The following is a 24,265-nucleotide window of genomic DNA, read 5'->3' as shown; positions in this document are numbered from 1 at the left end:
AAAAATTTAAAGTGATAAAAATCTGTTCTTATGCCACGTCGGTTAGCGGCTGTGCAAAGCTGCTGGTTTGTGCTTTTTCACCAAACCAATGAAGCTGCTCATGTAAAGAGGCCACTTCACCAATAATCAGTAATGCAGGTGAAATAATACTGTGACTTTCAATTAAGTCGGCTAATTCACCTAGTTTTCCTGTTACTACACGTTGGTTTTTACGTGTGCCGTTTTCAATAATTGCGACAGGTGTATCTGCGCCACGGCCATGTTTAAGTAGCTGCGCTTGAATATGTGGTGATTTAATCACTCCCATATAAATTGCTAAGGTTTGATTTGGCTTAGCAAGCGATTGCCAATCGAGCTCTTGGCCATCTTTTTTACAGTGGCCGGTAACAAACTGAATGGCTTGGGCGTGGTCACGGTGAGTTAATGGAATACCTGCATAAGCACTGCAACCTGCGGCTGCGGTAATGCCGGGTACAATTTGGTAGCTCACTTGATTAGCAGCCAACACTTGTACTTCCTCGCCACCACGGCCATAAATAAACGGGTCACCGCCTTTAATGCGGCATACTTTTTTACCTTGTTTGGCAAAATCGACCAGCATTTGATTGGTATCTTCTTGGGCTACACTGTGATCGCCCAAGCGTTTACCGACACAGACTAAATCAGCATCACGACGAACCAGTTCCATAATCTCGTCTGACACTAAGTAGTCGTATACCACTACATCAGCTTGCTGCATCAATTGGAGTGCTTTTAAAGTCAATAATTCTGGATCACCTGGGCCTGCACCAATCACGTACACTTCGCCTTCAGGTTCTGGTTTGGCATCAAGTAGTTGCTCTAATTGCGCCATGGCTGATTGCGTATCACCACTTTGAACTTTGCTAACCACGGATGAATCAAATACGCCTTCCCAAAATTGACGGCGATCGGCAAAGTGTTTAAAGCGTTGTTTAACTTTGTCTCTAAAACCACCTACTAAGGTTGCTAACGGGCCAATATGCTGCGGAATGAGTGTTTCAAGCTTTTCACGTAAACGACGAGCAAGTACTGGGGCTGTCCCAGCGCTTGAAATAGCGATGGTGATCGGGTCACGGTCAACAATAGAAGGAAATATAAACGTGCATTTAGGTTGATCATCCACCACATTAACAAATACATTTTTTGCATTAGCCAGTTCAAACACGTTGTTGTTTACAGCATCATTATCTGTAGCTGCGATAACCAGCATTTTGCCTTCAAGGTGTGACTCCTCAAAGTAAGCGTCGATAAGCGTTACTTCATTGTTTTGTGCATGCTCTTTTAATTCATCACAAAACCAAGGCGCAACTAAGGTTACACTGGCGCGTGCTTTTAAAAATGCACGGCATTTGCGTAATGCAACTTCTCCACCACCCACAACCAGTACGGGTTTATTATCTAGCTTGGTGAAGATAGGTAAATATTGCATTGTAGTCACACCTCTTAACAACTGTCATAGCATATATGCTTAATAGAAACGCAGAATATAGCGCGTACAGCGAAGTAAAAAATAATTAAAACCCAGTTTATATAACCAAAAGTTATATAGGGTGTGTTAATTTGGCCTAAGGCTTAGTTAACAAGGGATTGCGGCTACTTTCAAGCGGATTGTTCTGCTTATGGTGATTAGTTATGATATATAGCTAGATTATGATAATTTGCTAATATAGATCACTAATTTAGATACGAGTAGAGCGGTAAATTCATGAATGAAAAACATAAAGATGCAGCGCGCGCTGTTGCCCTTATGGATTTAACAACGCTTAATGACACTGATACCACTCAGACGATCGCGCAATTAGTGGCAAGTATCCAGCCTTTGCTGGGTACGCCAGCTGCTGTGTGTGTGTATAGTGAATTTGTTGACGATGCAAAAGTATTACTGGCACAACGTGAGTTAAACCACATTAAAGTAGCCACGGTAACCAACTTTCCATCTGGTGATGGTGCGTTAAGTGATGTGATTAACGAAACCTTAGCTGCCATTGAGCGTGGCGCTGACGAAATTGACTTGGTGCTGCCTTACAAAGCGTTAGCAGCTGGCGATGATGCTAAAGCGCTAGAATATGTAACAGCCAGTAAAGCGGTATGCCCTGAGCATGTAAAATTAAAAGTGATCATTGAATCAGGTGAGCTTAAAACACCAAAGTTAATTAAGTTAGCAACAGAAATTGCGATTGCTGGCGGGGCTGACTTTGTTAAAACCAGCACCGGTAAAGTGGCAGTTAACGCGACGCTTGATGCAACAAAAGTAATGCTAGAAGCGATTAAAGCCTCAAATAAAGTGGTTGGGTTTAAGGCTGCTGGCGGCGTTAAAACGGTGAGTGACGCCAGTGATTACTTACACCTAGCGAGTGATATTATGGGGCCTGATTACTTAAACCCGGAAACATTCAGATTCGGCGCTTCGAGTTTATTAAGCCAAGTGTATAACGTACTAAATGAAGCGTGACAGTGAACGCGAAAAAGTAGCCCTTGAGCATGGGGCTGCTAAGTTATTTTTACGCTGTTACGAACAGCAAACCGGTATCCATATGCGCCACATTTGGCATAATGAACCGAATAGACCTGATGTAAGTTGCTATCAAGCAAATGAGCAGCTCGATATAGAAGTAGCGCATTTATACGCCAGCGAAACCGAGGCAATGGCCGTATTAGGCCGGCCATTATCGATACAAATGCAATGTGACTTAGCTGACATGGCACAACAGCCCAGTGAACACCGACTGCAATCAGCACTAGGACGATTGCTCAAACAAAAAGCCACTAAGCGCTATTACTCAAAACGCACCTGGTTGCTAATTCGTAACGCCAGCACCATCTGGAATAGAAGTGACTTTGAAACAACAATCAAAAAAATAGCTTTCCCAAAAAACCATCAATTTGAACAAATATGGTTACTGTGTGATTTTTATCGCGGTGAGTTATTACGAGTGGATTAAAAGCGGCTAGGGGATAGCCGCTTTTTTTGATTTAAATTTAGTCAATCTGAAATATGCTACCTAAGCTTTCAAGTCCTGACTTTTGCGTTTTAGCAATGCACTTTGAATCATCAAGGTGCTTTTTCGTTGCTTCATCGGCAAGGCCTGTTACTGTTAATTGCTTTTCTTGTTGATATTCACGCAAGGCAATAACTGTTTGACGGTCGTATTCAACATCTTGCGTTTCAAACTCTTCATAATGTGGCTGGTTTCTTAAATAACCTAAACAAACAAGATTCATGCGAGACATTGCTAAGTCCATTTTTTCATAATGTGGCATTCTGTGATTCGGCACATCAACAACCACAGCAGCTGGTGCTACTTTTTTACTGGCTGCCTTTGGCGGTGGTGGTGCGTTATAACCAGCTGCAAGCGTGTTGTTTTGATTATATCGATAGTAGGTATCTGGGACCTTAGTTTCTAAAAACTCCACCGCTTTGATTATTACTTCTCGCAGTGCTTTTTCTTTTGGTGTGTCTGACCAACCACTAAGGCTGCCACCAACCAATGCGCCACCAAAATTAGTTGCTGCGCTGGTAAAATCGAAATCTTTGCTGCCACCTTCAACGCTGGTTGCAGCAAGAATACGTGAAGTGCGCGTATCAATTAAACGTAGGTCAATGGCCATATGCGACCCAGAAAAGCCAGCTGAAACAGAGCTAAACACATCGCCAATAAAACCGCCTGAACCCACTCTTGCACCAGAATTATCATCATCAAACTCGGTAACCGCTGCAACGACAACAATTTCAGCGCCTTCAATTTGGCCATAAGCAGCGCCTGATTGTGCGCTCACTCTGCCTGATACTGCTAAATCTTGCTCTGAAAGGACAGCATCTAATGCTTGGCGCTCCAATACAATAAAACGGTTAGTACTGACAAGTGCGGTGGTCAGTTGATCTGCCATTCCTTCACCTAATTCTTTACGCCACCATCGTGAGTCATTTGATTTATCAGTAAAGCGTGCAACAGCAATTCGGGCTTTTGGGCCGTTGTATTGCTGCTTAGCGACTTCGTTTATATCCGGAGAGTTTTGCTCTGAAGTTACTTTGGTTGATGTGCTTTGACAGCCCGCTAGCCCAGTTATTAATAAAGAACTCAACAGAATCGTTTTTGTGGTTTTTAGCATGTTATTTTCCTTAATATAGTGCGAAGAAGTGTGCACGTTTTAATTAAGGTTAATTTATTTAAATCAGCTGGTTAAAAATAGTACTTAAGCGAACGGTTTCATCACATAGGCGAAAATGTTGCTGTTTTTTTATTGTTATCGCGAAACTGCTTTGGTGTTATCTGGTGTTTAGTTTTAAAGCATCGTGCGAAATAGCTTTGCGAACTAAAGCCGACTTTATCTGCAATTAACCCAACAGCGAGATCTGTTTCTAAAAGCAGTTTTTCAGCTTGAGCCAAACGAATATTGCGGATGTAGTCTGTGGGGGTTAAATTAAAAATAGCTTTCATCTTTAACTGTAAGGCACGCGAGCTAATGTGCATATGTTCAGCCAGTAGCTCAACCGTAAAACTTTCTTGCTGGTAATGTTTATGAACAATGTTTTTTAATCGCTCAGTGAACGAATAGTCTTTGTTTTGTATAAACGATGAATCGCTCGTACTCGTTTCTTCATGGCTCGACAGTTGCAACGACAAATGACGATTTAGCACTTCTCTAATATTTAATAACCCTTGTACTCTACCCAGAAGTAGCTTTGGTTCAAAGGGTTTACTTAGAAAGTCATCCGCCAGTAAATCAAGGCCTTTTAGTCGGCTTTGGGTATCTGCTTTAGCTGAAAGCAGCAACACAGGAATATGGCTTGTTGCCATATTGGTTCTAAGCGTATTGAGTAATTCATAGCCATCCATGATAGGCATCATCACATCGCTAATGACTAAATCGGGCATGTCGCTTTTACACAGCATCACACCTTGCTCGCCGTTTTGTGCACTTATACAGATGTAGTTAGGTGAAAACAGTGACACTAGTAGTTGTCTCATGTCTTCATTATCTTCAACGAGGAGGATTTTTTTATGTTGTGACGAGTTAATAGCAGTTACAGACTCTACCGTGTGCAGTGGCATGGCTTTTACCAGTGGTAAACACACCGTAAAGCAGCTACCTTTGGTTTTTTCGCTGTTAAGGCTTATTGAGCCATTGTATTGCTCAGTGAGTCGTTTAACGAGTGCTAAGCCAATACCACAACCATTGTTGTCTGCATTGACTCGGTTAAATCGCTCAAATATTTTCTCTTGTTGATGCTTTTCAATGCCAATACCCGTGTCTTGCACGCTAATTTGTACCATTTGATTATTTTCAGACAAGGTAATTGTTACGCTACCGTGATTAGGTGTGTACTTGAGTGCGTTACTAAGTAAATTGCCAATAATAGATAGGGTATGCTGTGGTTCTACATTAATAAATAAATCATTGGATGTTTGTTTTTTTATAGAAAAGGTAATCTGCTTTTTAACAAAGAGCATATTAAAGTCTTCAACCAGTTGTTCGAAGATGGTTGAGATTGGGTAGGGTGAAACCGTGTTTAAAGCCGCACTGGGGCGTTGGCTAAGCTGTAATAATTGATTTATTAACGTAAGTAAGTGCTGACTGTTACGTTTGATTGTAGATAAATAAACTTGGGCTGCATTATCTTGAAAGTGTGTTTGTAAATACTCTAAAGGGGCAATAATTAAGCTCAACGGGGTTTTTAATTCGTGACTTATATTATCTAAAAATTCACTTTTTAGTTTATTAAGCTCTTGGGCCTGCTTGTTTTTTTGTTCTGCAATTTTAGCCCGATACATTGAATGAATGATTAACCAGATAATTAAAATGCTCATGCTTGTATAAATAATATAAGCAAATGTTGATTGCCACCATGGAGGCACAATAGTGAGGTTTATCAGCTCCTTTGGTTTACTCCACTTTCCATGCTGGTCTTTTACTTTTAATTGCAACTGGTAACTGCCTGCGGGAAGTTGGGAATAGTTGATGTATCGCTGCTTTGCGTCGGTAAATAAAAGTTGCTTGTCTAATCCCACAAGTTTATACGCGTATTGATAAAGATCAGGGGAGGAATTACTGTTTAGCGCTGAAAATGTGAAACCGATTACCCCTACACCCTTATCAAAAGTAAGGTTGTTGGTATAACTAATGAGTTTGGTTTTATTTTCGCTCGCATAGCTTTTTATTGGTGAAGCTTGGTTATTAATTAGTAATTCTGTCAGAATTGGCTCAGGCGTTGCCTTGGTGCGTGATAGTTCACGAGGATAAAATTGGTTAAAGCCGTTTATCCCGCCAAAGAGTAACTCGCCATCACCGGCTTGGTATGCAGCACCAAGAATAAATGAGTTGTGTTGGATGCCATCTCTGGGTAAAAAATGTTGCATTTGCCCTGTTTTAGGGTCGTATCGTGTTAACCCCTGATTGCTCGAAAGCCACAAGCGTTCTTGCTTATCTTGTTTAACAGCGAAAATATTATCGTTGAGCAAACCATTTTGCTCTGAGATGCTGCTTGAAACTCCCGTCTTTTTATCAAGGCGGTTTAACCCTCCCATGGTGCCTACCCAAAGCGTATTTTCATTCTCAAGGTGCATAGACGTGACCATGTTATGACTCAGGCTAGTGGCAGTATCACTATTCGCTTTATAATGGGTAAATTGCTCGTTCGTTAATTGCAATTTATTTAAGCCAACGCGGGTGCCTGCCCATATTGCGTTAGCATACTTGTCATACAGCAGGGTAAAAATCGTATTGTTGGATAAGCTATTGGCCGCTTTACTATGCTGAAAATGCTTAACGGCTAAGGTGTCTGGGTTAAAGCGGGTGAGTCCTTGGTTGCCACCTAGCCACAAATTACTCTCAGCATCACCGGTAATGGCGTAAATATTATTACTGCTCAACTGGTGACTTTGCATTGTGAATACATCAAAGTTATCACTTTGCGGATTGTATCGAAGTAATCCACCACCATAAGTACCAATCCACACGCGTTGCTTAGCATCCTCAAAGAGGCTAAAAATATTATTATTGGTTAAGCTTGAAGGCTCATTTTCATCTTTTGTATAGCGTATGAATCCGTGTTTTGTTTGCTTATTAAGGCCCGAGCGAGTGCCGACCCATAGCCGACCTTGTGAATCTTTTAATAAAGCACGTACAAAATTATGGCTTATAGATGTGGCTATAGATTCTTGGTGTTGTTGGTGGTTAAACTGATTTTGAGATGCATCATAGCGTTGGATGCCGTGACCATCCGTGCCGATCCAAATAATATTCTGAGGGTCTTGGTATAAGGTAAGTAGATAATCACTTGCTAAGCCATTTTGCTGTTTTGCTGAGTGCCTATATTGCTCAAAATGATTGTTTACACTATTAGAATGGGGTTGATAAAAAAGCCCTTTTCCATAGCTTGAGAGCCATAGATTTTGTTCATTATCGAACATAATATCTGTTATCCAAGTACCACTTAGTTGTGCTATATCTTTAAACTGTTCGGTCGTTGGATTAAACGTACTCAAGCCAGTTTTACTGGCTATTAATAGCTGTCCGTTGGGCGTGGTTTTTAAGCGCCAGAGGGATTGCATGCTCTTAGGATAATGGACAAACTGTGTTGTTTTTTTATCAAATTTAATTAAACCGACATTGCTAGCAATCCAAATGTTGCTGCCATGACCAGTGATTATATCTCTAAAAATTACATTGCCTGCATCGGGATGGGTATAATTAAAAAAATTGGCAGTTTTATGTTCAATATTAAGTTGCGTTAAATTGCCATCCTCATGGCCCATCCATAGGGTATTCTTTGTATCTACGGTTGCTGACCAAATGCGGTTATCTTTAATTGCAAGTTCAGTGCTTTGATTAATATGGCTAAATTGCCCTGTTTGCGTATCTAAAAGACTGAGTCCTTGTGTCGCTGTTGTAACCCAAAGGGTACCATTTTTAGTATGTCCACATGCTGTGATCCAATTCCCGGAAAGGCTTAACGGGTCCATCGGATATGATTTAAAGCGTTTTATGTCATAGCCATCAAAACGATTAAGGCCGCCTTGAGTGGAAAACCAATGAAATCCACGCTTGTCGTTGATGGCACAGGTGATTGAGTTTTGTGTTAAACCTTGCTCAGTAGAGTAAGTGTCTAAGTGAAGGGATTGGGCATTAGATTGGGTTGGAAATAAAACATTAAAGCTTATGATCACAGCATAAATGATGATTTTACCTATCGACACAGATTCCCTTCCGCTTTTATTGTTCCCTTAATTGAAGCAAGCATAAACTGATTTTTAATTAAAGTTAAGATTGTTTTACTTCATATGAGGTGAGATTTTAGTTAATGGGTATCTTTTACTCTTGTGTTAATGAATTGCGTAAGTATAATAGGCATCCACTTTGCAGGGGCGTAGTTCCAATTGGTAGAACAGCGGTCTCCAAAACCGACGGTTGGGAGTTCGAATCTCTCCGCCCCTGCCAATTTTCTTGTGAGTGGGTAAAGTCTTAGGTTAAAAATCGGTTTAAATAAGTCTGTTTTTAAGTTTAGATTTTAATGGATTAACCCTGCCGTAGTGTAGGGTTGTTGTGTCTGTAGTTAAGGTAATAATATTATGAGCACGAATGTAGAAACGCCATCAAGTGGGATGGATTCAGTAAAGTGGCTTGTGGCAATTGCGCTACTTGCAGGCGCAGTAGTTGGTAATTATATGTACGCAGATCAGTCTGTGTTATTACGTGCTATTGGTGTTGTTATTGCAGTTGCTGCCGGTTTAGGCATTGCAGCAGTAACAGAAAAAGGACGTACCTTCCTTGCTTTTGCAAAAGAAGCGCGTATTGAAGTACGTAAAGTAGTGTGGCCGACGCGCCAAGAAACTACCCATACGACATTTATTGTAATGGTAGCAACTGTGATTATGGCACTTATCCTTTGGGGATTAGATGGCATTTTATTCCGCGCAGTAGGCTTTTTAACTGGATTGGAGATCTGATCCCATGTCGGATGAGAACAACGAAAAGAAACTACGTTGGTACGTAGTACAGGCTTTCTCAGGTTATGAGAAGCGTGTTGCACAAACCCTTGTTGAACATATCAAGATTGAAGGTTTAGAAGACAGTTTTGGTGAAATATTAGTACCTACAGAAGAAGTTGTTGAGATGCGCGCTGGTCAAAAGCGTAAATCTGAGCGTAAGTTCTTCCCAGGTTATGTACTAGTACAAATGGATATGAACGATGCAAGCTGGCACCTAGTGAACAGCACAGCACGTGTTATGGGCTTTATCGGTGGTACATCTGACCGCCCAGCGCCAATCAGTTCTAAAGAAGCTGATCGTATTCTTAATCGCTTACAAGAGAACGCTGAAGCACCTAAACCTGCTACATTGTTTGAACCAGGTGAAGTGGTTCGTGTTGTTGACGGTCCATTCGCTGACTTCAGCGGTGTGGTTGAAGCTGTTGACTACGAAAAGAGTCGCGTAAAAGTTTCTGTACTTATCTTTGGTCGTTCTACGCCAGTTGACCTTGAATTCGGTCAAGTTGAACAAGATAAGTAATAAAAATTAGATAGTTTATGCGAAGTGATTTATTACTTTGCATAGTACTTGAAAAAGGCCGCTGATTAACTTATAATCAGCGGCCTTTTTGTATTCAGGGATAGAGTTTCTTGAATTGATTACAAAAAGTACGAAACCAATTTTTAAACTGGGAAGCCGCTAGAGTACGCGTCCTCGCGCGCACAAGGCTAAGACCCACCTAATGAGGTATTTATAATGGCTAAGAAAGTTGAAGCTCTAATCAAGCTACAAGTTGCTGCTGGTATGGCTAATCCTAGTCCTCCAGTAGGTCCAGCACTAGGTCAACACGGTGTAAACATCATGGAATTCTGTAAAGCGTTTAACGCACGTACAGAATCTATCGAAAAAGGCGCTCCAGTTCCTGTAGTGATCTCTGTTTACGGCGACCGTTCATTTACGTTCGACATGAAAACGCCACCGGCTGCTTACTTACTTAAGAAAGCTGCAGGCATCAAATCAGGCTCAGGCCGTCCTAACACTGAAAAAGTAGGTACGGTTACTCGTGCTCAACTTGAAGAAATCGTTGAGACTAAACGAGCTGATCTAACAGCGGCTGATTTAGACGCTGCGGTTCGCACTATCGCAGGTTCTGCGCGTGCGATGGGCTTGAACGTAGAGGACTAAGAACATGGCTAAATTAACTAAACGTATGCGTACTATCCGCGAGAAAGTGGAAGTAACTAAAGATTACGAAATCAACGAAGCAGTTGCTCTTTTAAAAGAGTTAGCGACAGCTAAATTCGTAGAAAGTGTTGACGTTGCTGTTAACCTTGGTATTGATGCTCGTAAATCTGATCAAAACGTTCGTGGTGCAACTGTACTACCTAACGGTACTGGTCGTGACGTTCGCGTTGCAGTATTCACACAAGGCGCTAACGCAGAAGCTGCGAAAGAAGCCGGTGCTGAACTTGTAGGTATGGAAGATCTTGCTGATCTAGTTAAGAAAGGCGAGATGAACTTTGACGTTGTTGTTGCATCACCAGACGCTATGCGTGTTGTTGGTCAACTAGGTCAAATCTTAGGCCCACGTGGTCTAATGCCAAACCCTAAAACTGGTACTGTAACACCTAACGTTGCAGAAGCAGTTAAAAATGCTAAAGCTGGTCAAGTGCGCTACCGCAATGACAAAAATGGTATCATCCATACTACTATTGGTAAGGTTGATTTCACAGCTGAGCAACTTCAACAAAACCTTGAATCTCTTATTGTTGCGCTTAAGAAGGCTAAACCTTCACAAGCAAAAGGTGTTTACGTTAAGAAAGTAACCATCTCTACAACAATGGGCGCAGGTGTTGCTGTTGACCAAAACACATTAAGCACAACTGTAGCTTAATAAGTGTTTACATGGCGTGAAATTTGTACTATAATTTCGCGCCATTTTGTTGAATAATTTGATTGTTCAACAATGTAAAGAATTCGGGTTGAAGTCCATAATTTCGGTGCGCCTTCGGGCAAAGCGATAAATTGGGCTTCCGTCCAAGACCGTAGGGGGCTTAGGCCTTAATATCCTACGTAGACGGTGTGAATCCCCAGATAGATTTTTCCTAATCCTTCTGGCTCTCGCCGTAAAAAGCATCTCCATCTTTATTGATGGGGAAGAGTAAAACAGGGAAGCCGATAAACGGTGACCCATTAAACCAGGAGTAACACCCATGGCTTTAAATCTTCAAGGCAAAAAAGCAATTGTTGCTGAAGTCAACGAAGCAGCCACTGGTGCTCTATCTGCAGTTGTTGCAGATTCTCGTGGTGTAACAGTTGGTGCAATTACTGCCCTTCGTAAAGAAGCTCGCGAAGCGGGTGTTTGGATGAAAGTTGTCCGTAACACTTTAGCAAAACGTGCTCTTGAAGGAACAGATTTTGAGTGCCTTTCTGATTCATTCGTTGGTCCAAGCTTAATCGCTTTCTCATCAGAGCACCCTGGTGCTGCTGCGCGTATCTTTTCAGATTTCGCGAAAAAGAATGAGAAATTTGAGCTTAAAACGGCCGCTTTTGAAGGCAATGTAGTAGATGCAGGCATGCTTGCAACTTTACCTACATACGACGAAGCTGTTGCACGCTTAATGAGCGCTATGAAAGAAGCGTCTGCTGGCAAATTGTGTAAAACAATTGAAGCAGTACGCGTACAGAAAGAAGAGCAAGCTGCTTAATTTTAAGCTGTTTAAACTTTCTTTCGGTGTAAAATTTTTTTGGACCTTTGAGTCCGTTAATTATTAGGAAATTTGTAATGTCTGTAACTAAAGACCAAATCCTTGACGCAATTGCTGAAATGTCAGTAATGGACGTTGTTGCTCTTGTTGAAGCAATGGAAGAAAAATTCGGCGTAACTGCTGCAGCTGCTATGGTAGCAGGTCCTGCTGCTGAAGCTGCTGAAGAGAAAACTGAATTTGACGTAATCCTTACTGGCGCTGGCGCTAACAAGGTTGCGGCAATCAAAGCTGTACGTAGCGCAACTGGCCTAGGCCTTAAAGAAGCGAAAGCTCTTGTAGAAGCTGCTCCAACTCCAGTTAAAGAAGGTATCTCTAAAGAAGAAGCTGAAGCGCTTGCTAAAGACCTTACTGAAGCTGGTGCTGAAGTTGAGGTTAAGTAATCTAGCTCGCGCTAGGTTCGCTGTCTGAGAAATCAGGCAAGGGCTGGTGATTATTTAATCACCGGCCTTTTTGCGCTATAGAGTTATGTATTCCTATAGCTCAAATAAAATCTGATTTTCTCTTTAATTTCAACGCTTTATAGTTTGCTAGTGTTGAAATGGGAGTCTGTCGGAACAACAATTAAATGTTGTACATCTTGGCATAGATGCCAGTTAAGTCTGTTCTTACAAGAACAGGTCGGGTCAAAGATCAGCAAGCTGAGGAACCCCATGGCTTACTCTTATTCTGAAAAGAAACGTATCCGTAAGGATTTTGGTAAACGTCCACAAGTATTGGATATACCTTTCTTACTGTCGACGCAGTTAGAATCGTTTAAAAAATTCTTAGTCCCGGACGCTGATGGCGATCACGGTTTGGAAGCAGCCTTCCAATCAGTGTTTCCAATCAAAAGCTACTCGGGAAATTCTGAGCTTCAATACGTAAGTTATCGTATTGGTGAGCCAGTATTCGATGTAAAAGAATGTCAAATTCGCGGTGTGACTTTTTCTGCTCCACTTCGCGTAAAATTGCGTCTTGTAGTAATGGACAAAGAAGCTCCAGGCACAGTTAAAGACATTAAAGAGCAAGAAGTTTACATGGGCGAAATTCCGCTCATGACCGATACCGGTACCTTTGTAATCAATGGTACAGAGCGTGTTATCGTTTCTCAGCTACACCGTAGCCCTGGTGTATTCTTTGATAACGACCGCGGTAAAACTCACTCATCGGGTAAAGTACTATATAACGCACGTGTAATTCCTTACCGTGGTTCGTGGTTAGACTTTGAGTTTGATGCAAAAGATAACTTATATGTACGTATTGACCGTCGTCGTAAATTACCGGCGTCTATCATTTTACGTGCACTTGAGTACACGACTGAAGAAATCCTTGAGATGTTCTTCGAAACCACTGCATTTGAAGTAACTGACGGTAAAGTTCTTATGGAACTTGTGCCTTCACGTTTACGTGGTGAAACCGCTGCCTTTGATATCAAAGGTGAAGACGGTGATGTGCTGGTTGAAAGTGGCCGTCGTATTACTGCGCGTCATATCAAGAGCATTGAGAAAAAAGGCATTACTCAGTTAGAAGTACCACATGAGTACATTATTGGCCGTGTTATTGCAAAGAACTACGTTGACGAGTCAACGGGTGAAATCATTGCAACCGCTAATGACGAACTAACACTTGAAGTAATGGCTGAGCTTGTAAAAGCGGGTCACACTAAGATTGATACTTTATATATCAACGAAGTTGACAGCGGTGCATACATTTCAGATACCTTACGTATCGATTCAAGCACTAACCGTTTAGAAGCACTTGTAGAAATTTATCGCATGATGCGCCCAGGCGAGCCACCGACGAAAGACGCGGCTGAAGCCTTATTTGAGAACTTATTCTTCTCAGAAGAACGCTATGACTTATCAACTGTAGGTCGTATGAAGTTCAATAGCCGTGTTGGTTATGACACTGACACAGGCCCTGGCACATTAAGCAAAGAAGACATCGTGTCTGTTATGAAAGTATTAATTGCTATTCGTAACGGTCAAGGCGATGTTGATGATATCGACCACTTAGGCAACCGTCGTATCCGTAGTGTTGGCGAAATGGCTGAGAACCAATTCCGTGTAGGCTTAGTACGTGTTGAGCGTGCTGTACGTGAGCGTTTAAGCTTAGGTGACCTAGATGCGATCATGCCACAAGATCTAATTAACGCTAAGCCGATTTCGGCAGCGGTTAAAGAGTTCTTCGGCTCGTCTCAGTTATCACAGTTCATGGACCAAAATAACCCGCTATCAGAAGTAACGCACAAACGTCGTATTTCTGCATTAGGGCCGGGTGGTCTTACACGTGAACGCGCTGGCTTTGAAGTACGTGACGTTCACGTAACTCACTATGGTCGCGTATGTCCAATCGAGACTCCTGAGGGTCCAAACATCGGTCTAATTAACTCATTGTCTACGTACGCACGTACTAATGACTATGGTTTCTTAGAAACACCTTACCGCAAAGTGGTAGATGGTGTTGTAACTGATGAAGTTGATTACTTATCAGCCATTGAAGAAGGTCAGTTTGTTATCGCACAGGCGAACTCAAACTTAACTGAAACCAATGAGTTTGTTGATGAATTAATCCCATGTCGTCACAAAGGTGAATCAACCTTTATGGGTCGCATGGACCAGCAATATATGGATGTATCACCACAACAGGTGATCTCTGTAGCGGCCGCACTTATCCCGTTCCTAGAACACGATGATGCTAACCGCGCATTGATGGGTTCAAACATGCAACGTCAAGCAGTACCAACACTTAAAGCGGATAAACCGTTAGTAGGTACTGGTATAGAGTTAACACTAGCGAAAGATTCTGGTGTTACGATTGTTGCAAAACGTGGTGGTGAAGTAATGTATGCTGACGCAAGTCGCATCGTTGTTAATGTACATGAAGAAGAACGCATCCCTGGTGAAGCGGGTATCGACATCTACAACTTAACTAAATACACCCGTTCTAACCAAAATACATGTATTAACCAAAAACCAACTTGTATGGTTGGTGAACCGGTTACTCGTGGCGATGTGTTAGCAGATGGTCCTTCGACTGACTTAGGTGACTTAGCCCTTGGTCAAAACCTTCGCGTGGCATTCATGCCATGGAACGGTTATAACTTCGAGGATTCAATCCTACTATCAGAGCGCGTAGTTGAAGAAGATCGTCTAACGACTATCCACATTCAAGAACTACAGTGTATCGCCCGTGATACAAAGTTAGGTCCTGAAGAGATCACAGCAGATATCCCGAATGTCGGTGAATCTGCACTAGGCAAGCTTGATGAATCAGGCGTTGTTTATATCGGTGCTGAAGTTAAAGGCGGCGATATCCTAGTAGGTAAAGTGACTCCGAAAGGCGAAACGCAATTAACACCGGAAGAGAAGCTACTACGTGCTATCTTCGGTGAAAAAGCGTCTGACGTTAAAGACAGCTCATTACGTGTACCAAACTCTGTAACTGGTACTGTAATTGACGTGCAAGTTTTCACCCGTGACGGTGTTGAAAAAGACAAGCGCGCGCTAGAAGTTGAAGAAATGCAACTTCGTGATGCGAAAAAAGACTTTAATGAAGAATTCCGTATTCTTGAAGCAGGCGTTCTAGACCGCGCTCGCAAGTTACTTGTAGCTGCTGGTCAAAACGAAGAACAATTAGCGACACTTAATGCTGAGAAGCTACTAACTCAAAGCCTTGCTGAAGAAGACAAGCAAGCTGAACTTGAGCAACTAGCTGCACAGTACGATGAGCTTAAAGCTGAATACGATAAGAAGTTTGAAAACAAACGTCGTAAAATTACCCAAGGTGATGACTTAGCGCCAGGCGTACTTAAGATTGTTAAAGTATACCTTGCTGTTAAACGTCGTATCCAACCGGGTGATAAAATGGCGGGTCGTCACGGTAACAAAGGTGTTATCTCGACTATCGTACCAGTAGAAGATATGCCATACGATGCTAAAGGTCGTACGGTAGATATCGTATTGAATCCACTAGGTGTACCATCACGTATGAACATCGGTCAGATCCTTGAAACACATATGGGTCTAGCTGCGCGTGGTATCGGTGAACGTCTAGAAGAAATGATGAAAGAGCAGCGTGAGCTTCATGAGCTACGTGAATTCATCAAGCAAGCCTACGAAATTGGTGATTGTCGCCAAAAAGTAGACATTGCTAGCTTCTCTGATGACGAAATCCGTCGTTTAGCTGAAAACTTAAAAGGTGGTTTACCAATTGCTACTCCTGCATTTGATGGCGCGAAAGAAAGCGAAATCAAAGACATGCTTGAGTTAGGTGGCTACCCAAGAAGTGGTCAGGTTACACTTTATGATGGCCGTACTGGCGATCAGTTTGAACGTCAAGTAACTGTAGGTTACATGTACATGCTGAAACTGAATCACTTAGTTGATGACAAAATGCATGCGCGTTCAACTGGTTCTTATAGCCTTGTTACTCAGCAGCCGCTGGGTGGTAAAGCACAGTTCGGTGGCCAGCGTTTTGGTGAGATGGAAGTATGGGCACTTGAAGCTTACGGTGCTGCTTACACTCTACAAGAAATGCTAACAGTGAAATCGGATGACGTGAACGGTCGTACTAAGATGTATAAAAACATCGTTGATGGTAACCATAAAATGGAACCAGGTATGCCAGAATCGTTCAACGTATTGTTGAAAGAAATCCGCTCACTGGGTATCAACATCGAGTTGGAAGAAAATTAAGCCAATTAGGTGCTACAGCTAGCCTGTAGCATCTGTTACGGCCGAATAGAATGTAGGGACGAGAACACCCGTCCTCAAGATTAACTCCGACAGGAGAGCTAAGGTGAAAGACTTACTTAAGTTTCTGAAGCAACAAAATAAGACCGAAGAATTCGATGCAATTCGCATTGGTCTTGCTTCACCAGACATGGTTCGTTCATGGTCATACGGTGAAGTAAAGAAACCTGAGACTATTAACTACCGTACTTTCAAGCCTGAGCGCGATGGCTTATTCTGTGCCCGTATTTTCGGACCAGTGAAAGATTATGAATGCTTATGTGGTAAATATAAGCGTCTTAAACACCGTGGTGTGATCTGTGAAAAGTGTGGCGTTGAAGTAACACTCACTAAAGTGCGTCGTGATCGTATGGGTCACATCGACCTTGCGAGCCCAGTTGCACATATATGGTTTTTAAAATCATTACCGTCACGTATCGGCTTAATGCTTGATATGACGCTTCGTGATATTGAACGTGTTCTTTACTTCGAATCATTCGTAGTAACTGAGCCTGGTATGACAACGCTTGAGCGTAGTCAACTATTAGGTGAAGAAGAATACCTAGATGCACTTGAAGAGCACGGTGATGAGTTTGAAGCGAAGATGGGTGCTGAAGCAGTATTAGACTTGCTTCGTGAACTCGATCTTGCGCAATTAATTGCTGAAATGCGTGAAGAGTTACCAACAATTAACTCTGAAACTAAGCGCAAGAAGATCACTAAACGTCTTAAACTAATGGAATCGTTCCACCAATCAGGTAATAATCCTGAGTGGATGATCATGACAGTACTTCCAGTATTGCCACCTGATTTACGTCCATTAGTACCACTAGATGGTGGCCGTTTTGCGACTTCAGATCTAAATGACCTTTACCGTCGTGTTATTAACCGTAATAACCGTCTTAAGCGTCTATTAGATTTAGCAGCACCAGACATTATCGTACGCAACGAAAAACGTATGTTACAAGAAGCGGTTGATGCGCTACTTGATAACGGTCGTCGTGGTCGTGCAATTACAGGTTCTAACAAGCGTCCGCTTAAATCTCTTGCTGATATGATCAAGGGTAAGCAAGGTCGTTTCCGTCAGAACTTACTTGGTAAGCGTGTAGATTATTCTGGCCGTTCTGTAATCACAGTGGGTCCTACACTTAAGCTTCACCAATGTGGTCTTCCTAAGAAGATGGCACTTGAGCTATTCAAGCCATTTATCTATGGCAAATTAGAGCGTCGCGGCATGGCTACGACAATCAAAGCTGCTAAGAAAATGGTAGAGCGTGAAGTTCCGGAAGTATGGGATGTATTAGACGAAGTAATTCGTGAACATCCAGTATTACTTAACCGTGCACCAACACTTCACCGTTTGGGTATCCAAGCGTTTGAGCCTGTGCTTATCGAAGGTAAAGCGATTCATTTGCATCCATTAGTATGTGCGGCCTATAACGCCGACTTCGATGGTGACCAAATGGCGGTACACGTACCGTTAACGATTGAAGCACAGCTTGAAGCACGTGCGCTAATGATGTCGACAAACAACATCTTATCGCCTGCTAACGGTGAGCCAATCATCGTTCCTTCACAGGACGTTGTATTAGGTCTTTACTACATGACTCGTGATCGCATCAATGCGAAAGGCGAAGGTACTGTATTTAAAGATCCAAAAGAAGCAGAAAAAGCATACCGTAGTGGCAATGCTGAACTTCACGCTCGCGTAAAAGTTCGTATTAGCCAATCAGTGAAGAACGAAAATGGTGTAGTAGAAGATACTATTACTATTATTGATACCACTGTAGGTCGTGCAATTTTGTCTCTTATTTTACCTAAAGGTATGCCGTTTGATTCAATCAACCAAGCATTAGGTAAAAAGCAGATTTCTAGCTTATTAAATGAGTGTTACCGTCGTCTAGGTCTAAAAGACACTGTTGTGTTTGCTGACCAAGTTATGTACACCGGTTTCCACTACGCGATGAAGTCTGGTGTTTCAATTGGTATCGATGACTTAGTTATCCCGCCAGTTAAAGCATCAATCATTGAAGCAGCAGAAGCTGAAGTAACTGAAATCAACCAACAATTCCAATCAGGTCTTGTAACGGCTGGTGAAAAGTACAATAAAGTTATCGATATCTGGTCACGTGTAAATGAAAACTTATCACGTGAAATGATGGCCAACTTGTCAAAAGACACGGTTATCAATGCGAAAGGTGAAGAAGAAGAGCAACCATCATTTAACTCAGTGTTTATGATGGCAGACTCAGGTGCTCGTGGTAGTGCCGCTCAGATCCGTCAGCTAGCAGGTATGCGTGGTCTAATGGCACGTCCAGATGGTTCAATCATCGAGACGCCAATCACGGCTAACTTCCGTGAAGGTCTAAACGTACTTCAGTACTTCATCTCAACGCACGGTGCGCGTAAAGGTCTTGCCGATACAGCACTGAAAACAGCGAACTCGGGTTACCTAACGCGTCGTCTAGTAGACGTTGCACAAGATTTGGTAATCAACGAAGACGATTGTGGCACAGAAGATGGCTTAACAATGAAACCGCTTATCGAAGGTGGTGACGTTGTAGAAGCACTTCGCGAACGTGTATTAGGTCGTGTTGTTGCTGAAGATATCGTTATTCCAGGTACTAACACTGTACTTGTTGAACGTAATATCATGCTTGATGAAAAACTGTGTGACCTTCTAGAAGAGCATTCAGTTGACGAAGTTCGCGTACGCTCAGTTATCACGTGTGATAACGATTTTGGTGTATGTGCTAAGTGTTATGGTCGTGACCTTGCACGTGGTCATATCATCAATGCAGGTGAATCGGTCGGTGTTATTGCAGCACAATCAATCGGTGAGCCGGGTACACAGCTTACGATGCGTACATTCCACATCGGTGGTGCGGCATCAAGAGCGTCAGCAGAGAATAACGTACAAGTTAAAACTAACGGTACATTAAAACTGCACAATGCTAAGTATGTATTAAATACAGACGGTAAGATTGTTATTACTTCACGTTCAACGGAAATCACTATCATCGATAGTCATGGCCGTGAGAAAGAGCGTTATAAAGTACCTTACGGTGCGGTATTAACAGTTCAAGATAATGCTGAAGTTCAAGGTAACGACATTGTTGCTACTTGGGACCCGCATAGTCACCCAATCGTTCTTGAGCATAAATCAAAAGTATCGTTCAGCGATATCGATGACTCGAATACAGAGACTCAAACTGATGAATTAACCGGTTTAACTCGTATTGTTGTTAAAGATCTTGCTAAAGCGAATGCGAAAGAGCCGAAGCTTATCATCGAAAGTGAAGAGCGTGGCTTGCAAGAAACTCGTCTTCCTTCATTCACCACGATTGAAGTAACAGACGGCGTAACGGCAAACCCTGGTGACGTGTTAGCACGTATCCCGCAAGAAGGTTCGAAAACTCGTGATATCACGGGTGGTCTACCACGCGTAGCCGACTTATTTGAAGCGCGTAAACCAAAAGAGCCAGCTATCTTAGCTGAAATCACTGGTACTATTAGCTTCGGTAAAGAGACTAAAGGTAAGAAACGTTTAGTTATTACTCCACCTGAAGGCGATCATTACGAAGAAATGATTCCTAAGTGGCGTCAACTTAACGTGTTCGAAGGTGAACAAGTGTCTAAAGGTGAGGTTATCGCCGATGGTCCAGAATCACCACACGACATCTTACGCCTACGTGGTGTGACTCATGTTGCTAACTACATCGTTAACGAAGTGCAAGAGGTTTACCGTTTGCAAGGCGTTAAGATCAATGATAAGCACATTGAAACAATTATCCGTCAGATGATCCGTAAATGTACCATCCTTGACGGCGGTCATAGTGAATTCTTAGCCGGTGAGCAAATTGAAGTGGCACGCGTTAATATCGCAAACCGCGACTTAGAAGCTCAAGGCAAGTTACCTGCTAAATATGAAATCCAATTAATGGGTATCACTAAAGCATCACTAGCCACAGAATCTTTCATCTCGGCAGCCTCGTTCCAGGAGACAACTCGTGTCCTAACAGAAGCCGCTGTAAATGGTAAGAGCGATGAACTTCGCGGTCTGAAAGAAAACGTAATAGTGGGTCGTTTGATCCCAGCCGGTACCGGTTTTGCGTATCACCAAGAGCGTATGGCACGTCGTAAGCAAAGTTTAGTTGTTGAAGAGCAAACAGTAAGTGCAGAAGAGGCGACTCAAGCACTAACAGACGCTTTAAACGCTGATTTATCTGGAAATCAATAAACTTAATCTAATCAATAGATTAGATTTTAGCAAGGCAGTTATCTGCTGCCTTGCTAACGGTTTATGTTGACAGGTTAAACTTTGCTCATTAAAATTCCGCCACCCATTTACCTGCGCGTTTGTTACGAGCTTGTAAAAAGGGCGGATTTTTTTATTTTTTCAGTAGTAATTTTAATTTCAGGAGCTATTTAAATGGCAACTATTAACCAGCTAGTGCGTAAGCCACGTCGTAGCAAGGTTACTAAAAGTAACTCAGCTGCGCTTAAAGCGTGTCCGCAAAAGCGTGGTGTATGTACTCGCGTATATACAACTACACCTAAGAAACCAAACTCGGCGTTACGTAAAGTAGCCCGTGTACGTTTAACTAACGGTTTCGAAGTAACTTCATACATCGGTGGTGAAGGTCATAACCTTCAAGAGCACAGTGTAATCCTAATCCGTGGTGGTCGTGTTAAAGATTTACCAGGTGTGCGTTTCCACACTGTACGTGGTGCACTTGACTGTGCAGGCGTAAGCGACCGTCGTCAAGCTCGTTCTAAATACGGTGCAAAACGCCCTAAGGGCTAATTGTATTCCGTTAGTAAGGCCAAGCACTAAATATTATTAATTATTGTTTTGGGTTATTGTCTCGAAAGAGCAAACCTGAATAAACCGGAGATACAAAATGCCTAGAAGACGCGTAATAGGTCAACGTAAAATTCTTCCAGATCCTAAGTTCGGATCGGAACTTCTTGCAAAATTCGTTAACATCGTAATGTTAGACGGCAAGAAATCTACTGCTGAAAAAATCGTTTACGGTGCGCTAGATGTGGCTGCTGAGAAATCAGGCAAATCGCACCTTGAAATCTTTGAAACTGCACTTGATAACATCCGCCCACAGGTAGAGGTTAAATCTCGCCGTGTTGGTGGTTCTACTTATCAAGTACCAGTTGAAGTACGTCCAGTACGTCGCAACGCATTAGGTATGCGTTGGTTAGTAGACGCTGCACGTAAGCGTGGCGAAAAATCTATGGGCTTACGTTTAGCTCAAGAAATCGTTGACGCTGCTGACAACAAAGGCACTGCGGTTAAGAAACGTGAAGACGTTCACCGTATGGCTGAAGCGAATAAAGCATTCGCTCATTACCGTTGGTAATCTGCCCTTAACCTTTAAGAGGATCATATGGCACGTACAACTCCACTTGAGCGCTACCGCAATATCGGTATTGTTGCTCACGTAGATGCAGGCAAAACCACCACAACAGAACGTGTTCTGTTTTACACGGGTCTTTCTCATAAGATCGGTGAAGTGCATGATGGCGCCGCAACTATGGATTGGATGGAGCAGGAACAAGAGCGTGGTATCACAATCACTTCTGCTGCGACAACGTGTTTCTGGAAAGGGATGGACGCGCAATTTGACGACCATCGTATCAATATAATTGATACTCCAGGACACGTAGATTTCACTATCGAAGTAGAACGTTCTTTACGTGTACTTGATGGTGCGGTAGTTGTTCTTTGTGCTTCATCGGGTGTACAGCCGCAAACTGAGACAGTTTGGCGTCAAGCGAACAAATACGAAGTTCCGAGAATGATCTTCGTAAACAAAATGGATCGCACGGGCGCCGACTTCTTAACGGTTGTTAGCCAGGTGAAATCTCGTCTTGGAGCAACGCCTGTTCCAATTCAGCTGCCAGTTGGCGCTGAAGACGACTTTAAAGGTGTAATTGACCTCATAAAAATGAAAATGATCAACTGGAATTCTGAAGACCAGGGGATGACTTTCTCTTATGAGGCAATACCGGCAGATCTTCAAGAGCTCGCTGAAGAATGGCACTCTCATTTAGTTGAAAGTGCTGCTGAAGCCTCTGAAGAACTAATGGATAAGTATTTGGAAGGTGAAGACCTGAGTGAAGCTGAAATAAAAGCAGCTTTGCGTCAGCGTACATTAGCAAACGAAATCGTCCCAATGACTTGTGGTAGCGCATTTAAAAATAAAGGCGTTCAAGCTGTGCTTGATGGCGTTATTGAATATATGCCTGCACCAACACAAGTGAAACAAATTCAAGGTATCCTTGAAGATGGCACTGAGGAAGAACGTCCTGCTGATGACAATGCACCGTTTGCTGCACTTGCTTTTAAGATTGCAACAGACCCGTTCGTTGGAACTTTAACCTTTTTCCGTGTTTACTCTGGTACTGTTAAACAGGGTGATGCGGTTTACAACCCAATAAAAAGTAAGCGTGAGCGCCTTGGTCGTATCGTTCAGATGCATTCAAACTCACGTGAAGAGATCAAAGAAGTCCACGCAGGCGATATCGCGGCGGCTATTGGTCTTAAAGACGTTACAACAGGTGAGACACTGTGTGATCCGAATTCTAAAATTACGCTTGAGCGTATGGAATTCCCAGAACCAGTAATCTCTGTTGCGGTTGAGCCTCGCACAATCGCTGACCAGGACAAGATGGCTATCGCACTAGGTAAACTAGCGGCTGAAGACCCATCTTTCCGCGTACAAACTGATGATGAGTCAGGCCAGACTATAATTTCTGGTATGGGTGAACTTCACCTCGATATCATTGTCGACCGTATGAAACGTGAATTCAGTGTTGAATGTAACGTTGGTAAGCCGCAGGTTTCTTACCGTGAAGCTATTCGTGATACCGTTAAGGTAGAAGGGAAGTTCGTACGTCAATCAGGTGGTCGTGGTCAATATGGTCACGTCTGGCTTAAACTTGAACCGATGGATATTTCGGATGATGAAGCCCCAATTTACGAGTTCGTTAACGAAACCGTAGGTGGCTCTGTTCCTAAAGAATACATCCCTGCGGTAGACAAAGGCATCCAAGAGCAAATGGCTCAAGGTGTGCTGGCAGGCTACCCGTTACTTGGCGTTAAAGCGACTTTATATGATGGTTCATTCCATGATGTAGATTCGAATGAAATGGCATTTAAAATAGCAGGTTCTTTGGCAATGAAGCAGGGCGCACTTGATGCAAACCCTGTACTTTTAGAGCCAATGATGAAGGTTGAAGTACTCACTCCTGAAGCAAACATGGGTGATGTAGTTGGCGACCTAAACCGTCGTCGCGGCATGATCGAAGGCATGGAAGAGGCACTCGGTGGACTTAAACAAGTTAACGCTTTAGTTCCGCTCTCTGAAATGTTTGGTTATGCAACTGATCTGCGATCTGCAACACAAGGCCGTGCCTCATACTCTATGGAGTTTTTGAAGTACGCTGAAGCCGCGAAAAATGTTGCAGATAAAATAATTGCAGCTCGCACTTAAGTAATTTTTAGCTTGGTTTGGCTCAATAACGAGCTCGACCTTTAATTTCTTTATAGGAATTTTTTAAGATGGCAAAAGAAAAGTTTGAACGCGTAAAACCGCATGTAAACGTTGGTACAATCGGCCACGTTGACCACGGTAAAACAACCCTAACTGCAGCAATCACTAACGTACTTGCAAAAGTATACGGCGGTGTTGCTAAAGATTTCGCATCAATCGATAACGCTCCAGAAGAGCGCGAGCGTGGTATCACAATCTCAACTTCACACGTTGAGTACGATAC

Annotated in this window: 17 protein-coding genes and 1 tRNA gene; 15 read left to right on the top strand and 3 right to left on the bottom strand. The window is 42.6% G+C overall.

Annotated features, from left to right (window positions below):
* Positions 1-28 precede the first annotated feature (28 nt).
* A complete protein-coding gene (cysG, locus tag ACHUE3_RS15985) occupies positions 29-1,450 on the bottom strand; it encodes a siroheme synthase CysG (RefSeq protein WP_394193353.1) in 1,422 nt (473 codons plus the stop codon).
* A 276-nt stretch (positions 1,451-1,726) separates the two neighbouring features.
* On the opposite strand from cysG, the gene deoC reads away from it, so the two are divergent.
* Positions 1,727-2,473 (top strand): deoxyribose-phosphate aldolase, encoded by a 747-nt coding sequence (gene deoC / locus ACHUE3_RS15980; RefSeq protein WP_394193352.1) that lies wholly within the window; start codon positions 1,727-1,729, stop codon positions 2,471-2,473.
* A complete protein-coding gene (locus ACHUE3_RS15975; protein ID WP_394193351.1) occupies positions 2,463-2,963 on the top strand; it encodes a hypothetical protein in 501 nt (166 codons plus the stop codon). The genes deoC and ACHUE3_RS15975 overlap by 11 nt, the downstream gene beginning before the upstream one ends.
* A 37-nt stretch (positions 2,964-3,000) precedes the next feature.
* On the opposite strand, the gene ACHUE3_RS15970 is transcribed toward ACHUE3_RS15975, so the two are convergent.
* Together ACHUE3_RS15970 and ACHUE3_RS15965 are read right to left on the bottom strand one after the other, a co-directional pair.
* On the bottom strand, positions 3,001-4,131 hold the full coding sequence (locus tag ACHUE3_RS15970; RefSeq protein WP_394193350.1) for a CsgG/HfaB family protein: 1,131 nt from the start codon (positions 4,129-4,131) through the stop codon (positions 3,001-3,003).
* Between the two features lie 101 nt (positions 4,132-4,232).
* Entirely contained in the window at positions 4,233-8,219 is a 3,987-nt protein-coding gene (locus ACHUE3_RS15965) for a hybrid sensor histidine kinase/response regulator transcription factor (protein WP_394193349.1), read from the bottom strand.
* 164 nt (positions 8,220-8,383) lie between these two features.
* Here ACHUE3_RS15965 and ACHUE3_RS15960 point away from each other — a divergent pair.
* From ACHUE3_RS15960 to ACHUE3_RS15900, 13 genes are all read left to right on the top strand, one after another.
* Positions 8,384-8,460 (top strand) — tRNA-Trp (locus ACHUE3_RS15960).
* A gap of 131 nt (positions 8,461-8,591) precedes the next feature.
* Positions 8,592-8,969: a preprotein translocase subunit SecE gene (gene secE, locus ACHUE3_RS15955; RefSeq protein WP_099295623.1), complete on the top strand. Its 378-nt coding sequence runs from the start codon at positions 8,592-8,594 to the stop codon at positions 8,967-8,969.
* Positions 8,970-8,973: 4 nt separating this feature from the next.
* Complete coding sequence (nusG, locus tag ACHUE3_RS15950; RefSeq protein WP_394193348.1) at positions 8,974-9,531, top strand: transcription termination/antitermination protein NusG; 558 nt, start codon at positions 8,974-8,976, stop codon at positions 9,529-9,531.
* Between the two features lie 216 nt (positions 9,532-9,747).
* The gene (gene rplK / locus ACHUE3_RS15945) at positions 9,748-10,176 is read left to right on the top strand and encodes a 50S ribosomal protein L11 (RefSeq protein WP_338365786.1); all 429 of its coding nucleotides are present in this window, start codon (positions 9,748-9,750) and stop codon (positions 10,174-10,176) included.
* Between the two features lie 4 nt (positions 10,177-10,180).
* Positions 10,181-10,885: a 50S ribosomal protein L1 gene (gene rplA / locus ACHUE3_RS15940; protein WP_394193347.1), complete on the top strand. Its 705-nt coding sequence runs from the start codon at positions 10,181-10,183 to the stop codon at positions 10,883-10,885.
* Between the two features lie 319 nt (positions 10,886-11,204).
* The gene (gene rplJ / locus ACHUE3_RS15935) at positions 11,205-11,699 is read left to right on the top strand and encodes a 50S ribosomal protein L10 (RefSeq protein ID WP_099295625.1); all 495 of its coding nucleotides are present in this window, start codon (positions 11,205-11,207) and stop codon (positions 11,697-11,699) included.
* A 77-nt stretch (positions 11,700-11,776) separates the two neighbouring features.
* Positions 11,777-12,139, top strand: a complete 363-nt coding sequence (rplL, locus tag ACHUE3_RS15930; protein ID WP_099295626.1) for a 50S ribosomal protein L7/L12 — start codon at positions 11,777-11,779, stop codon at positions 12,137-12,139.
* A 270-nt stretch (positions 12,140-12,409) separates the two neighbouring features.
* Positions 12,410-16,435, top strand: a complete 4,026-nt coding sequence (rpoB, locus tag ACHUE3_RS15925) for a DNA-directed RNA polymerase subunit beta (RefSeq protein WP_394193346.1) — start codon at positions 12,410-12,412, stop codon at positions 16,433-16,435.
* Between the two features lie 103 nt (positions 16,436-16,538).
* Entirely contained in the window at positions 16,539-20,711 is a 4,173-nt protein-coding gene (gene rpoC, locus ACHUE3_RS15920; protein WP_394193345.1) for a DNA-directed RNA polymerase subunit beta', read from the top strand.
* 192 nt (positions 20,712-20,903) lie between these two features.
* Positions 20,904-21,278 (top strand): 30S ribosomal protein S12, encoded by a 375-nt coding sequence (gene rpsL / locus ACHUE3_RS15915; protein ID WP_002958885.1) that lies wholly within the window; start codon positions 20,904-20,906, stop codon positions 21,276-21,278.
* A 97-nt stretch (positions 21,279-21,375) separates the two neighbouring features.
* Complete coding sequence (gene rpsG / locus ACHUE3_RS15910) at positions 21,376-21,846, top strand: 30S ribosomal protein S7 (RefSeq protein ID WP_010392135.1); 471 nt, start codon at positions 21,376-21,378, stop codon at positions 21,844-21,846.
* Positions 21,847-21,873: 27 nt separating this feature from the next.
* Positions 21,874-23,982 carry an elongation factor G gene (gene fusA, locus ACHUE3_RS15905; RefSeq protein ID WP_394193344.1) on the top strand — a complete coding sequence of 703 codons (2,109 nt, stop codon included), beginning with the start codon at positions 21,874-21,876 and terminating at the stop codon, positions 23,980-23,982.
* Between the two features lie 68 nt (positions 23,983-24,050).
* A partial coding sequence (locus ACHUE3_RS15900; protein WP_021033140.1) for a GTP-binding protein occupies positions 24,051-24,265 on the top strand: 215 nt, incomplete at its 3' end.

This window comes from Pseudoalteromonas atlantica (genome assembly GCF_043641955.1).
GTDB classification, from domain to species: Bacteria; Pseudomonadota; Gammaproteobacteria; order Enterobacterales; family Alteromonadaceae; genus Pseudoalteromonas; species Pseudoalteromonas atlantica_A.
This window is presented reverse-complemented; position numbering and strand designations above follow the sequence as displayed.

What these genes read in the sequence shown, in the direction of transcription:
- cysG (WP_394193353.1), bottom strand. Translation starts at nt 1,450, where the DNA reads ATGCAATATTTACCTATCTTCACCAAGCTAGATAATAAACCCGTACTG.
- deoC (WP_394193352.1), top strand. Translation starts at nt 1,727, where the DNA reads ATGAATGAAAAACATAAAGATGCAGCGCGCGCTGTTGCCCTTATGGAT.
- ACHUE3_RS15975 (WP_394193351.1), top strand. Translation starts at nt 2,463, where the DNA reads ATGAAGCGTGACAGTGAACGCGAAAAAGTAGCCCTTGAGCATGGGGCT.
- ACHUE3_RS15970 (WP_394193350.1), bottom strand. Translation starts at nt 4,131, where the DNA reads ATGCTAAAAACCACAAAAACGATTCTGTTGAGTTCTTTATTAATAACT.
- secE (WP_099295623.1), top strand. Translation starts at nt 8,592, where the DNA reads ATGAGCACGAATGTAGAAACGCCATCAAGTGGGATGGATTCAGTAAAG.
- nusG (WP_394193348.1), top strand. Translation starts at nt 8,974, where the DNA reads ATGTCGGATGAGAACAACGAAAAGAAACTACGTTGGTACGTAGTACAG.
- rplK (WP_338365786.1), top strand. Translation starts at nt 9,748, where the DNA reads ATGGCTAAGAAAGTTGAAGCTCTAATCAAGCTACAAGTTGCTGCTGGT.
- rplA (WP_394193347.1), top strand. Translation starts at nt 10,181, where the DNA reads ATGGCTAAATTAACTAAACGTATGCGTACTATCCGCGAGAAAGTGGAA.
- rplJ (WP_099295625.1), top strand. Translation starts at nt 11,205, where the DNA reads ATGGCTTTAAATCTTCAAGGCAAAAAAGCAATTGTTGCTGAAGTCAAC.
- rplL (WP_099295626.1), top strand. Translation starts at nt 11,777, where the DNA reads ATGTCTGTAACTAAAGACCAAATCCTTGACGCAATTGCTGAAATGTCA.
- rpoB (WP_394193346.1), top strand. Translation starts at nt 12,410, where the DNA reads ATGGCTTACTCTTATTCTGAAAAGAAACGTATCCGTAAGGATTTTGGT.
- rpsL (WP_002958885.1), top strand. Translation starts at nt 20,904, where the DNA reads ATGGCAACTATTAACCAGCTAGTGCGTAAGCCACGTCGTAGCAAGGTT.
- rpsG (WP_010392135.1), top strand. Translation starts at nt 21,376, where the DNA reads ATGCCTAGAAGACGCGTAATAGGTCAACGTAAAATTCTTCCAGATCCT.
- fusA (WP_394193344.1), top strand. Translation starts at nt 21,874, where the DNA reads ATGGCACGTACAACTCCACTTGAGCGCTACCGCAATATCGGTATTGTT.